Source organism: Streptomyces sp. NBC_00510 (assembly GCA_036013505.1).
In the GTDB taxonomy this organism is placed as follows: Bacteria; Actinomycetota; Actinomycetes; order Streptomycetales; family Streptomycetaceae; genus Actinacidiphila.
In genome coordinates this window covers 1616815-1629498 of sequence record CP107851.1, presented here as the reverse complement: position 1 = coordinate 1629498, position 12684 = coordinate 1616815, and the positions used below count along the sequence as shown (strand labels likewise).

Genomic DNA, 12684 nt, shown 5'->3' with positions numbered 1-12684 from the left:
AGGGCTCGACGGGTGCTCCGGCGAACCCGGACCCGCGCAGGTCACAGGCAGGTCCGGCTTTCAAGTATGCGCAGGGAGGTGAACGGGAGGTGAGCCCTCAGGCTTCCCGCGACGCTGCCAGCCGGGCCGCGGCGCTGTCCAGGAGCATGTCGAGGGCGGTGGGGTAGGCGCTGCGGTTCATGCGGTCGACCAGCAGGCCGGCGGTGGCCGCGATGTGCGGATGGGTCCGCGCCGGGAGGCGCGCGTACGTCTCCCGCCACACGTCCCGGTCGGCGGACCGGGCGGCCTCGGGCAGGGCCAGGGTCGCCGCGTCCAGCGCCGCGAAGGCCAGGGCCTGGTCGATGAAGGCCTGGTAGATCGCGACCGCGGCGGGGTCGGGGAACCCGGCGGTGCGCAGGATGCCCAGGACGGTCTCGTCGGCCGCGGTCTCGTGGGCGCGGCCGGAGACCCGGCTGGCGGTGAGCACCGCCGCCTGCGGATGGGCGAGGTACGCCGTGTGGATGCGCAGCCCCAGGTCGTGCAGGTCGGCGCGCCAGGTGCCGGTGGACCGCCAGCCCTCCACCGCCCGGCCCATCAGGTCGTCCGCGATGGCCAGGGTGAGGTCGTCCATGCCGCGGAAGTAGCGGTACAGCGTGCTCGGGTCGGCGCCGAGCGCGGTGCCCAGCCGGCGCACGGTCAGCCCGGCGGAGCCGTGCTCGCGCAGCATCCGCAGCGCGGTGTCGACGATCAGCCGGTGCGAGAGCACCGCCCCGCTCCTGGTGGGGCGGCGGCGCCGGCGTGCCGCCTCCTGGACGACCTTCTTGGGCACGCGCCCCTCCCTTCCGTCTGGGCCGACCTTATGCCAACACCATTGACCATACGTCTCGCGGCGGCGTTTCATCCCTGGGCAGAGGCGCCTCCGCCTCGGAAACGGAGACTTGACAGCCATGCGTGTACTGCTTGTGGGAGCCGGCGGAGTGGGTACCGCCATCACCCGGATCGCCGCCCGCCGCTCGTTCTTCGAGGCCATCGTCGTCGCCGACCGGGACCTCGCCCGCGCCGAGGCCGCGGTCGCGGCCGCGGACGACGGGACGGGCCGGTTCTCCGCCGCCCGCGTCGACGCCTCCGACGAGGCCGCGGTCGCCGCGCTGCTTGCCGAGCGGCGCTGCGACGTCCTGCTCAACGCCACCGACCCGCGCTTCGTGATGCCCCTGTTCGGCGCCGCCCTCACCGCCGGCGCCGACTACCTCGACATGGCGATGTCGCTGTCCCGCCCGCACCCGGAGCGCCCCTATCAGGAGTGCGGGGTCAAGCTCGGCGACGCGCAGTTCGAGCGGGCCGCCGAATGGGAGAAGGCCGGACGGCTGGCCCTGGTCGGGATGGGCGTGGAGCCGGGCCTGTCGGACGTCTTCGCCCGCTACGCCGCCGACGAGCTGTTCGACGCGATCGAGGAGATCGGGGTGCGCGACGGCGCGAACCTCACCGTCGACGGCTACGACTTCGCACCGTCGTTCAGCATCTGGACCACCATCGAGGAGTGCCTCAACCCGCCGGTGGTCTACGAGGCCGGACGCGGCTGGTTCACGACCCCGCCCTTCAGCGAGCCCGAGGTCTTCGACTTCCCCGAGGGCATCGGCCCCGTCAGTTGCGTGAACGTCGAGCACGAGGAGGTGCTGCTCATGCCGCGCTGGGTCGACGCGGGGCGCGTCACCTTCAAGTACGGCCTGGGGGAGGAGTTCATCGGCACCCTCAGGACCCTCCACCAGCTCGGCCTGGACCGTACCGAACCCGTCGCGGTGAGCAGCGACCTGGGAGCGGCCCGGGTCAGCCCGCGGGACGTGGTGGCCGCCTGCCTGCCGGACCCGGCGACGCTGGGCGAGCGCATGCACGGCAAGACCTGCGCCGGGACGTGGGTCAAGGGGACGAAGGACGGTCGGGCGCGCGAGGTGTACCTGTACCACGTCGTCGACAACCAGTGGTCGATGCGCGAGTACGGCTCGCAGGCCGTCGTCTGGCAGACGGCCGTCAACCCCGTCGTGGCGCTGGAACTGATGGCCGCGGGCACCTGGGAGGGCAGCGGGGTCCTCGGCCCGGAGGCCTTCGCACCCCGTCCCTTCCTCGACCTGCTGAGCTCCTACGGCGCCCCGTGGGGCGTACGGGAGTCCTGACAGCCGGCCAGCCAGTCGGCGATGGCCGCGGTGATGGGCTGCCCCGTCGCCAGCTCGACGAAGCCGAACTGCCCGCCCTGGTTGCACTCCAGGAACCACCAGGTCCCGTCGGTGTCCTCGGCGAAGTCGAAGGCGCCGTAGGCGAGTCCGGCCGCGGCCATGTACTCCCGCACCGAGCGCGCGATGCGTGCCGGCGGCTCGACGGGCTCCCAGTCGGCGTCCTCGGGGCTGCCGAACCGGCCGTCGACCTGGTCGGGGCCGGACTTCTTGCGGGCCGCGAACAGCCCCGTCCCCACGCAGGTCAGCCGGATGTCGGCGGCCTTGGGTATGTACTGCTGCAGCAGTGTCGGCCCGGCGGCCACCGCGGAGAAGTCGGCGTCCGGGGCGACCAGTGTGGTCGGCAGCGCCATCGGCGGATCGCCCGGGTGCGTGCCGGAGACCGACTTGACGACCAGCCGCGGATGCTGCTCGGCGAACTCCCTTGCCGCCTGCGGGAAGGTGGTGATGAGCGTGGCGGGGACCGCGAACCCGCAGTGGTGCGCGGTGAACAACTGCCACGGCTTGTAACGGGCCTGCGCCGCGGCGCCCGGGTGGTTCATCCACCGGGCCCGCACGCAGCGCAGCGCCCCGTACAGTGCTCCGCCGGCCTCGGCGGTCAGCCACGCGGACTGCTCCGCCGCGCCCGCGCCGGGTGTGCCGGGTCTTCGGATCCAGATCGAGCGCACGCTGTCCATGCTCACCATGCGCTCCTGGACCGACAGGTACCCGCGTACGTCACCGCGTACGTACTCGGCGGACATGGACACCTCGCCGGGCAGGTCCGCAGGGTCCAGGCGGACCACCGGCGTCCCGCGGTCGTGCAGCGCGGCCACCACCAGGTCGGCTGTCACGTCCTCGGGTGAGGTGAGGATCAGGACGGTCATCGGGTTCGGGGTGCTCAGTCGTCGAAGTGCGTCTTGGAGCCTGCGGTGGAGACGGTGGCGGCCGTGGCGAGCAGCAGCGCGCGGTCGGTGATGACGGGGCGTCCGTCGGGGAGCACGTTCAGCTGCAGGGCGGAATCGTAGGTGTACGGCGAGACAAATGTTTCGGGTGTGGCCGGCCGGGCATGAATCAGCGCGAACGGTCGCATGGCTTCTCCTCACTACTCCTGCGCGTCGGGCAGCAACCAGCTCCAGTGCCCAACTGCGGCCCTACGTATGAGACTCACATGGGCCCCTGAACCGTTCCCTGTTACCGGTGTGACGCAGGTAACTATACGTGCCTGAAGTGCATTGAGTTCGCTACACAGAGTGACGAGGCGACTCTCGTTCGTAGGTATCGCCAGGGGGCACCGGTGTTCGCGTACCCCCTGCACGGCCGAGGTTGCGCACCGTCACGGAGCTCGTCGTCCGCGGTCCTCCTCCAGGGCCAGCACCTCGGGCAGGTTCCCCAGCCGCTCCAGCCCCCGAACCGCCCTCGCCGTACGGTGGTTGGCGGCGAGCAGGTCCCGGTGCCGGTGCACGAAGGACCAGTAGCCGGTGGTGTACGGGCAGGCGCGCTCGCCCGTCCGTTCGGCGGGCCGGTAGGCGCAGCCCTCGCACAGGTCGCTCATGCGGTGGATGTAGGCGCCGGCCGAGGTGTACGGCTTGGTGGTCATCAGCCCGCCGTCCGCGTACTGGGACATCCCGACCACGTTCGGCGCCATCACCCAGTCGTGGCCGTCGACGAAGCAGCGGTGGAACCAGTCCGTCAACTCCGCCGGGTCCCAGCCGTGTTGGAGGGCGTGACTGCCCAGCACCATCAGCCGGGGGATGTGGTGGGTCCACCCCGTGTCGCGGACCTGGGCCAGCACCGTCGACAGGCAGCGCGCCCGCACCGCTTCCGCGTCCAGTTCCAGGAACCAGCGCGGCAGCCGTGTGTGGTGGCGCAGTTCGTTGCGGTGCCGGTAGCCGGCGCCGAAGTGCCAGTACAACTGCTGTACGTACTCCCGCCATCCGGCGACCTGCCGGACGAAGCCCTCCACGCTGTTCAGCGGCGCCTCACCGGACCGCAGGGCGCGCTCCGCCCTCTCGACGCACTCGGCGGGGTGCAACAGCCCCAGGTTCAGGGGGGCGGAGAGCAGGCTGTGGCTCATCACCGGGTCCCCGGCGAGCATGGCGTCCTCGTAGCGCCCGAACTCCGGCAGCCGGTGCGCGACGAAGGTGCGCAGCGCCGACAGGGCCTCGCGCCGGGTCGCGGGGAACATGCGGGGGCCGTCGCGTCCCACGAAGCGGACCCGGCCCTCGCGCTCCCAGCGGTCCAGGTCGCGCCGCACCTCCTCGTCGATCGCGTCCTCGTGCGGCCGCCAGGGCGGCGGCACCCCGAGACCGTCCCGGTCGCGCGGCGGCGGCTCCCGGTTGTCGTGGTCCAGGTTCCAGCGGCCGCCGGCCGGTTCGCCGCCGTCCATCAGCAGGTCGTGGGAGCGGCGCACCCAGCGGTAGAAGTCCTCCAGCAGCAGGCGTCCGCCGGAGCGGCCCTCCAGCCACCCGGCGAAGTCCTCGCGCGGCACCAGGAATGCGCGGTCCGGCAGCACCTCGACCCGGTCCAGCGACTCCACCAGCCGCAGCGCGGGCCGGGAGCTCGGCCGGCACACGGTCACGCCCGCGTCGCCGACCGCCTCGCGCAGCCCCTCGCGGTAGGTGTCGGCCCGCACGTAGCGCACGCGGTCGGCGAGTTCGGCCGCCCGGTGCCGCATCGCGGACAGCAGGAGATGGGCCTTGGCCCGGTGCGAGCGGCGCCGGGCGAACGCCGAGCGCGCCTCGATCATCACCACGGGGACGCCGGGGTCGAGGAAGTGCGGCCCCAGCTGGTCGCCGAAGAGCCAGTGCGGACGTGGCGCCATGCGGGCTGCCTCCGGTGCGACGTCGGACGGGACGTCCGGGATGTGCGGGATGTCCCGGGCGGGGGACATCCTTCAGCACGGCGGTGCCCGGCGCCCGCAACGGCGCCCGTGGCGGTCCGGCCGTGTCGTCGTACCGGAGTACCGGAGTACCGGAGTGGGCGCCCCGGGCCGCGTCACCCGCCCTGTGCGCCGCCGGGCGGGGTGACGTCACGCTGCCAGCGGATCTCGCCGTCCACGACGAGGGACGTGGGGGCCAGGCCCGCGGCCGCGGCGACCGCCCCGGACGCGTGGTGCCCGGGGTGGACGTGGGCGACGACGCGGTCCACGGGGAGCGCGGCGAGCCAGGCGACGAGGGCGACGGCCGCCTCGGTGGCGATGCCCCGGCCCTGCCAGGGGGACCCGACCACCCAGGCGACCTCCGCGACCGTGCCGTCCGGCGTGTCCCACGCCACCGTCGCCTGCACGGTGCCCGCGAGGCGGTCGTCCGCGCGGAGCCGGATCACCCAGTTCCACCAGGACACGCTCGGGTCCCCGGAGCCGGCGACCAGGCGGGCGTAGCGGGCGCGCAGGCCCGGCGCGTCGTACGGCGTGCCGCCGGTGAACTCGTGGAGCCGGGGGTCGCCGAGCACGGCGGTCATCTCCTCGGCGTGCTCCACCAGCAGCGGTTCGAGCACCAGCCGCGGCGTGGTGAGCGTCTCGGGGCCGCCGGGCCGCAGGGGCGGCGTCACCTGGCGAGCCCGAACAGCCGGACGGCGTTGCCGTGCAGGACGCCCCGCGTCCACGCGTCGCCCAGCTCCAGCCGCGTCAGCGCCTCCAGGGCGTGCGGGTACGCGTACGGGATGTTGGGGAAGTCGCTGCCGAACAGGACGCGCTCCCCGAGGTCGGCCAGCCGCCCCCGCTCCGGGGGAGGGAAGGGCGCCTCGGCCTCGCTGAAGTCCGTGAAGGCCATCGTCGTGTCCAGGTGCACGCCCTCGTACCGCCCGGCGAGCTCCAGGAACGCCCCGTACTCGGGCATCCCCATGTGGGCGACGACCAGCCGCAGCCGGGGGTGCCGGGCCAGCAGCCGCGCGATCGGGCCGGGACCGGTGTGGCGGCCGGGGACGGGCCCCGACCCGCAGTGGGTGACGACGGGGACGCCGCTGTCCGCGAGCAGCCCCCAGACGGGGTCGAGCAGCGGGTCGTTGGGGTCGAAGGCCCCGACCTGGACGTGGCACTTGAAGACCCGGGCGCCCGCCTCCAGCGCCTGCCGGACGTAGCCCGGCGCCTGCGGCTCCGGGAAGAAGGTCGCCGTGTGCAGGCAGTCGGGCGTCCGGGCGGCGAAGCCGGCGGCCCAGGAGTTCAGCCAGGCGGCCATCGCGGGCTTGTGCGGGTAGAGCATCGAGGTGAAGGCGCGCACCCCGAACGCCCGGAGCGTGGCCACCCGCGCGTCCTCGTCGGTGCGGTACGCGATGGGCCACCGCCGGCCCGTGAGCGGGCCGGCGGAGTCGAAGTACGCCCAGACCTTGGCCAGCACGCGGTCCGGCATGAAGTGCGTGTGCACGTCCACGATCCCCGGCAGGCCCAGGCCCTGCCAGAGCTCCCTCACCCGTACGGCGTCGTCCGGCGGCGCCACGTCCGTCACCTCTGCCACTGTGCCTCCTCCATGGCGGTGATCCTCACACGAACCGCGGCCCGCCGGGGCTGCGGCCCTTGTCAACGGCATCGCGCATCCATAGCATCGCCAGTGTTACAGCAATACTGTCATGCTCGTTGCGAAGCCGGAGGCCCCCGATGACCGAGGCGGGAACGCGACCCGGGGAAGCGGCCTCCGCCGGCGGGCCGCTCGCCGGTGTGCGCGTGGTGGAGCTGGCCGGCATCGGCCCGGCCCCGTTCGCCGCCATGCTGCTCGGCGACCTCGGCGCCGACGTCGTCCGCGTCGACCGGCCCGGCGGCTCACGGCTCGGCATCGACCCGGCGCACGACGTCACCAACCGCAACAAGCGCTCCGTGGTCGCCGACCTCAAGAGCGAGGAGGGCGCCCGGCTGGTCCTGGACCTCGCCGCCCGCGCCGACATCCTGCTGGAGGGCAACCGCCCCGGCGTCGCCGAACGCCTCGGCGTCGGTCCCGCCGATTGCCACGCCCGCAACCCCCGCCTCGTCTACGGCCGGATGACCGGCTGGGGCCAGGACGGGCCGCTCGCCCCGCGCGCCGGGCACGACATCGGCTACATCGCCGTCGCCGGGGCCCTCGGGATGATCGGCTCCGGCGACGGACCGCCCGCGGTCCCGGCCAACCTGCTCGGCGACTACGCGGGCGGCTCCCTCTACCTCGTCACCGGCGTCCTCGCGGCCCTGCACCACGCCCGCGCCACCGGCACCGGACAGGTCGTCGACGCGGCCATCGTCGACGGCGTCGCCCACCTCGGCGCGATGATCCGCGGCATGGTCGCCGCCGGCGGCTGGCAGGACCGGCGCGGCGCCAACCTGCTGGACGGCGGCTGCCCCTACTACGCCGTCTACGAGACCGCCGACGGCGGCTGGATGGCCGTCGGCGCCCTGGAACCCGCCTTCTACGCGGAGTTCGCCCGGCTGCTCGACCTCCCACAGGACGCCCCGGACCGGGGCGACCTCGGACGCTGGGACGAGCTGCGTGCCGTGATCGCGGCCCGCTTCAAGTCCCGTACCCGCCAGGAGTGGACGGAGGTCTTCGAGGGCAGCGACGCCTGCACGGCGCCGGTGCTGTCGCTGACGGAGGCCGCGGCCCACCCCCACCTGGCCGCCCGCGGCACCTTCGCCGGCGCCGGCGGCATCACCCAGCCCGCTCCCGCCCCGCGCTTCTCCGCCACCCCCGGGGCGCTGCGCCGTCCGCCCGCGATGCCCGGCGCGCACACCGCCGAGGTCGCCCGCGACTGGGACCTGCCGGCGCCCGCCCCCGGGGCCGCGCCGCCCAACACCACCCTCGTCGAGCAGGCCGGGGACCGGCTCCCGTAGCCGGGCCACCGGCGGAAGGCAGGCACAAGCATGCAGCGCGACCTCTTCACGGCCGAGCACGAGGCGTTCCGGGAGACCGTGCGGACCTTCCTCGCCAAGGAGGTGCTGCCGCATCACGAGCGCTGGGAGAAGGCCGGCATCGTCGACCGCGAGGCCTGGCTCGCCGCGGGCCGCCAGGGCCTGCTCGGCCCGGCCGTCCCCGAGGAGTACGGCGGCGGGGGCAGCGACGACTTCCGCTACGCGGTCGTGCTGGCCGAGGAGTTCGCCCGCGCGGGAGCGCACGGGCTCGCCCTCGGCCTGCACAACGACATCATCGGCCCGTACCTGACCGGACTGGCCACCGAGGAGCAGAAGCGGCGCTGGCTGCCAGGCTTCTGCAGCGGCGAGACCATCACGGCCATCGCCATGACCGAGCCCGGCGCGGGCTCCGACCTGCAGGGCATCCGCACCACCGCCACCGACGCGGGCGACGCCTACGTCCTCAACGGCTCCAAGACCTTCATCTCCAACGGGATCCTCGCCGACCTCGTCGTGGTCGTCGCGCGCACCACCCCCGAAGGCGGCGCGCGGGGGCTGAGCCTCCTCGTCGTGGAGCGCGGCATGCCCGGCTTCGAACGCGGCCGCAACCTCGACAAGATCGGCCAGAAGGCCCAGGACACCGCCGAACTCTTCTTCCACGACGTACGGGTGCCCAAGGAGAACCTGCTCGGCACCGAGAACCAGGCCTTCTTCCACCTGATGGCCAACCTCGCCCAGGAGCGGCTCACCATCGCCGTCGCCGCGGCGGCCGCCGCCGAGCACCTGCTGGACCTCACCACCACCTACGTCAAGGAGCGCGAGGCCTTCGGCCGGCCACTCGCCCGGCTGCAGCACATACGGTTCGAGATCGCCGAGATGGCCACCGAGTGCGCCGTCACGCGCACCTTCGTCGACCGCTGCGTCGGCGAGCACGCGGCGGGCCGCCTCGACGCGGTGCACGCGTCGATGGCCAAATGGTGGGCGACGGAACTGCAGAAGCGGGTCACCGACCGCTGTCTGCAACTGCACGGCGGGTACGGCTACATGAGCGAGTTCCCGATCGCCAAGGCCTTCACCGACGGACGCATCCAGACCATCTACGGCGGTACCACGGAGATCATGAAGGAGATCATCGGCCGTTCGCTGCTCGGCTGATCCGGCCCCATCCCCGCCCGTCACCCCCCACCGGCACCGCCACCGACATCCCCACCGACATCCCCACCGACACCCTCATCGAAAGGCACCCGACGTTGAGCACCGACGCCTACGTCTACGAGGCCATCCGCACCCCGCGCGGGCGCGGCAAGGCCAACGGCTCCCTGCACGGCACCAAGCCCATCGACCTGGTCACCGGCCTCATCGACGAACTGCGCCGCCGCCTGCCGGGCCTCGACCCGGCCGCGATCGACGACATCGTGCTCGGCGTCGTGACCCCGATCGGCGACCAGGGCTCCGACATCGCCAAGACCGCCGCCATCGCCGCCGGGCTGCCCGAGACCGTGGCGGGCGTCCAGGAGAACCGCTTCTGCGCCTCCGGTCTGGAGGCCGTCAACATGGCCGCCGCCAAGGTGCGTTCCGGCTGGGAGGACCTGGTGCTCGCGGGCGGCGTCGAGTCGATGTCCCGCGTCCCCATGGGCTCCGACGGCGGGGCCTGGGCCATGGACCCGATGACCAGCTACACCACGGGCTTCGTGCCCCAGGGCGTCGGCGCCGACCTCATCGCCACCATCGAAGGCTTCAGCCGTCACGACGTGGACTCCTACGCCGCCGAGTCGCAGGCGCGCGCCGTCGAGGCGTGGAAGGAGGGGCGCTTCGACCGCTCCGTCGTCCCCGTCGTCGACCGCAACGGCCTGGTCGTCCTCGACCGCGACGAGCACATCCGGCCCGGCACCACCGCGGAGAGCCTGGCCGGCCTCAAGCCTTCCTTCGCCACGATCGGCGAGGCGGGCGGCTTCGACGCCGTCGCGCTGCAGAAGTACCACTGGATCGAGAGGATCGACCACGTCCACCACGCGGGCAACTCCTCCGGCATCGTGGACGGCGCTGCCCTGGTCGCCATCGGCAACCGCGAGACGGGCGAGCGCTTCGGCCTGACCCCGCGCGCCCGCATCGTCTCCGCCGCGGTCTCCGGCTCCGACCCCACCATCATGCTCACCGGCCCCGCCCCCGCCTGCCGCAAGGCGCTCGCCAAGGCCGGGCTGACCGTCGACGACATCGACCTCGTCGAGATCAACGAGGCCTTCGCCGCCGTCGTCCTGCGCTTCATGCGCGAGATGGGCCTGAGCCACGACAAGGTCAACGTCAACGGCGGCGCCATCGCGCTCGGCCACCCGCTCGGCGCCACCGGCGCCATGATCCTGGGCACCCTGATCGACGAACTGGAGCGCCGCGACCAGCGGTACGGACTCGCCACGCTGTGCGTCGGCGGCGGCATGGGCATCGCCACCGTCGTCGAGCGTCTCTGACCTCCTGTCCCGCACCCCGCAACGGAGCCGACCGAACATGACCGCTCTTCCGACGAACACCACCATCCGCTGGGAACAGGACGGGACCGGGGTCGTCACCCTCGTCCTCGACGACCCGAACCAGTCCGCCAACACCATGAACCAGGCCTTCAGGGAGTCCCTGCGGGCCGTCGCCGACCGACTGGAGGCGGAACGCGACTCCGTCCGCGGCGTCATCGTCACCTCCGCCAAGAAGACCTTCTTCGCCGGCGGCGACCTCAAGGACATGATCAAGGCGGGTCCCGAGGACGCCCCGCAGATCTTCGAGGCCGGCCTGGCCATCAAGCGCGACCTGCGCCGCATCGAGACCCTCGGCAAGCCCGTGGTCGCCGCCGTCAACGGCGCGGCCCTCGGCGGCGGTTACGAGATCGCGCTGGCCTGCCACCACCGCGTCGCGCTCGACGCCCGCGGATCGAAGATCGGCCTGCCCGAGGCGACCCTCGGCCTGCTCCCCGGCGGCGGCGGGGTGGTCCGCACGGTGCGGCTGCTGGGCATCACCGACGCGCTGCTGAAGGTGCTGCTGCAGGGCAACCAGTACGACCCGCGGCGCGCGCTGGAGAACGGGCTGGTGCACGAGGTCGCCACGGACCACGACGACATGCTCGCCAAGGCGCACGCCTTCATCGACGCCCACCCCGAGTCCGCGCAGCCGTGGGACGTCAAGGGCTACCGCATCCCCGGCGGCACCCCCAGCACCCCCGCGTTCGCGGCCAACCTGCCCGCCTTCCCGGCCAACCTGAGGAAGCAGCTCGCCGGCGCCCCCTACCCGGCGCAGCGCAACATCCTCGCCGCCGCCGTCGAGGGCGCCCAGGTCGACATCGACACCGCCTTCACGATCGAGGCCCGCCACTTCACCGAGCTGGTGACCGGCCAGATCGCGAAGAACATGATCCAGGCCTTCTTCTTCGACATGCAGGCCGTCAACTCCGGTGCCAGCCGCCCCAAGGACGTCCCGGCCCGGCAGGTCGCCAAGGTGGCCGTGCTCGGCGCCGGCATGATGGGCGCGGGCATCGCCTACTCCTGCGCCAAGGCGGGCATCGAGGTCGTCCTGAAGGACGTCACCGCCGAGGCCGCCGAGCGCGGCAAGGCGTACTCCGCGGGACTCCTCGACAAGGCCCTGGCCAGGGGCCGCACCACCCAGGAGAAGCGGGACGAGCTGCTCGCCCGGATCCACCCCACCGCCGACCCGCAGGACCTGGCGGGCTGCGACGCCGTCATCGAGGCGGTCTTCGAGGACCCCGCCCTGAAGCACAAGGTCTTCCAGGAGATCGAGGGCGTGGTCGCCCCCGACGCCCTGCTGTGCTCCAACACCTCCACCCTGCCCATCACGCTGCTCGCCGAGGGCGTACAGCGCCGCGAGGACTTCATCGGCCTGCACTTCTTCTCGCCGGTCGACAAGATGCCGCTGGTCGAGATCATCAAGGGCGCCCGCTCCGGCGACGAGGCGGTCGCCCGCGCCTTCGACCTGGTCCGGCAGATCCGCAAGACCCCGATCGTCGTCAACGACTCGCGCGGCTTCTTCACCTCGCGTGTCATCGGGCACTTCATCAACGAGGGCGTCGCCATGGTCGGCGAGGGCGTCGACCCCGCGACCGTGGAGCAGGCCGCCGCCCAGGCGGGCTACCCCGCCAAGGTGCTCTCCCTGATGGACGAGCTGACGCTCACCCTGCCCCGCAAGATCCGCGAGGAGTCGCGGCGCGCGGTGGAGGAGGCCGGCGGCACCTGGCAGCCGCACCCGGCCGACGCCGTCATCGACCGCATGGTCGAGGAGTTCGGCCGCCCCGGGCGCAGCGGGGGCGCCGGCTTCTACGACTACGCGGACGGCAGGCGGGCGGGCCTGTGGCCCGGACTGCGCGAGCACTTCACCAAGCCGGAGGCGGCGGCCCTCCCCTTCGAGGACCTCAAGGAGCGCATGCTCTTCGCCGAGGCGCTGGACACCGTCCGCTGCCTGGAGGAGGGCGTCCTCACCTCCGTCGCCGACGCCAACATCGGCTCCATCCTGGGCATCGGCTTCCCCGCCTGGACCGGTGGCGTCCTGCAGTACGTCAACGGCTACCCCGGCGGCCCGGCCGGCTTCCTCGCCCGCGCCGAGGAGTTGAGGGCCGCCTACGGCGAGCGCTTCGCGGCACCGGAGCTGCTGGTGCGCAAGGTCGAGCGGGGCGAGACCTTCACCGACGGCTGACCC

The 12684-nt window shown here is 73.0% G+C and carries 11 protein-coding genes; 5 read left to right on the top strand and 6 right to left on the bottom strand.

What is annotated here, in order from left to right; genetic code table 11:
• Positions 1-97 precede the first annotated feature (97 nt).
• Entirely contained in the window at positions 98-808 is a 711-nt protein-coding gene (locus OG937_07240; protein ID WUD71497.1) for a TetR/AcrR family transcriptional regulator, read from the bottom strand.
• A gap of 118 nt (positions 809-926) precedes the next feature.
• On the opposite strand from OG937_07240, the gene OG937_07235 reads away from it, so the two are divergent.
• The gene (locus OG937_07235) at positions 927-2147 is read left to right on the top strand and encodes a saccharopine dehydrogenase NADP-binding domain-containing protein (protein WUD71496.1); all 1221 of its coding nucleotides are present in this window, start codon (positions 927-929) and stop codon (positions 2145-2147) included.
• On the opposite strand, the gene tgmB is transcribed toward OG937_07235, so the two are convergent.
• The 5 genes from tgmB to OG937_07210 all read right to left on the bottom strand — a co-directional run bounded on the left by tgmB (position 2114) and on the right by OG937_07210 (position 6637).
• The gene (gene tgmB, locus OG937_07230; protein ID WUD71495.1) at positions 2114-3070 is read right to left on the bottom strand and encodes an ATP-grasp ribosomal peptide maturase; all 957 of its coding nucleotides are present in this window, start codon (positions 3068-3070) and stop codon (positions 2114-2116) included. The genes OG937_07235 and tgmB overlap by 34 nt on opposite strands.
• Before the next feature lie 14 nt (positions 3071-3084).
• On the bottom strand, positions 3085-3276 hold the full coding sequence (gene tgmA, locus OG937_07225; GenBank protein WUD71494.1) for a putative ATP-grasp-modified RiPP: 192 nt from the start codon (positions 3274-3276) through the stop codon (positions 3085-3087).
• A gap of 243 nt (positions 3277-3519) precedes the next feature.
• Complete coding sequence (locus OG937_07220; protein ID WUD71493.1) at positions 3520-5007, bottom strand: cryptochrome/photolyase family protein; 1488 nt, start codon at positions 5005-5007, stop codon at positions 3520-3522.
• A gap of 173 nt (positions 5008-5180) precedes the next feature.
• Complete coding sequence (locus tag OG937_07215; protein WUD71492.1) at positions 5181-5735, bottom strand: GNAT family N-acetyltransferase; 555 nt, start codon at positions 5733-5735, stop codon at positions 5181-5183.
• Complete coding sequence (locus OG937_07210; GenBank protein WUD71491.1) at positions 5732-6637, bottom strand: amidohydrolase; 906 nt, start codon at positions 6635-6637, stop codon at positions 5732-5734. Before OG937_07210 ends, OG937_07215 begins: the two co-directional genes overlap by 4 nt.
• Before the next feature lie 140 nt (positions 6638-6777).
• Here OG937_07210 and OG937_07205 point away from each other — a divergent pair, with 140 nt between their 5' ends.
• From OG937_07205 to OG937_07190, 4 genes are all read left to right on the top strand, one after another.
• The gene (locus tag OG937_07205; GenBank protein WUD71490.1) at positions 6778-7977 is read left to right on the top strand and encodes a CoA transferase; all 1200 of its coding nucleotides are present in this window, start codon (positions 6778-6780) and stop codon (positions 7975-7977) included.
• Positions 7978-8007: 30 nt separating this feature from the next.
• Positions 8008-9150, top strand: a complete 1143-nt coding sequence (locus tag OG937_07200; protein WUD71489.1) for an acyl-CoA dehydrogenase family protein — start codon at positions 8008-8010, stop codon at positions 9148-9150.
• 95 nt (positions 9151-9245) lie between these two features.
• Positions 9246-10460 (top strand): acetyl-CoA C-acetyltransferase, encoded by a 1215-nt coding sequence (locus OG937_07195; protein ID WUD71488.1) that lies wholly within the window; start codon positions 9246-9248, stop codon positions 10458-10460.
• Positions 10461-10497: 37 nt separating this feature from the next.
• Complete coding sequence (locus tag OG937_07190) at positions 10498-12681, top strand: 3-hydroxyacyl-CoA dehydrogenase NAD-binding domain-containing protein (protein WUD71487.1); 2184 nt, start codon at positions 10498-10500, stop codon at positions 12679-12681.
• Positions 12682-12684: the final 3 nt, after the last annotated feature.

What these genes read in the sequence shown, in the direction of transcription:
- OG937_07205 (WUD71490.1), top strand. Translation starts at nt 6,778, where the DNA reads ATGACCGAGGCGGGAACGCGACCCGGGGAAGCGGCCTCCGCCGGCGGG.
- OG937_07200 (WUD71489.1), top strand. Translation starts at nt 8,008, where the DNA reads ATGCAGCGCGACCTCTTCACGGCCGAGCACGAGGCGTTCCGGGAGACC.
- tgmB (WUD71495.1), bottom strand. Translation starts at nt 3,070, where the DNA reads ATGACCGTCCTGATCCTCACCTCACCCGAGGACGTGACAGCCGACCTG.
- OG937_07235 (WUD71496.1), top strand. Translation starts at nt 927, where the DNA reads ATGCGTGTACTGCTTGTGGGAGCCGGCGGAGTGGGTACCGCCATCACC.
- OG937_07220 (WUD71493.1), bottom strand. Translation starts at nt 5,007, where the DNA reads ATGGCGCCACGTCCGCACTGGCTCTTCGGCGACCAGCTGGGGCCGCAC.
- OG937_07190 (WUD71487.1), top strand. Translation starts at nt 10,498, where the DNA reads ATGACCGCTCTTCCGACGAACACCACCATCCGCTGGGAACAGGACGGG.
- tgmA (WUD71494.1), bottom strand. Translation starts at nt 3,276, where the DNA reads ATGCGACCGTTCGCGCTGATTCATGCCCGGCCGGCCACACCCGAAACA.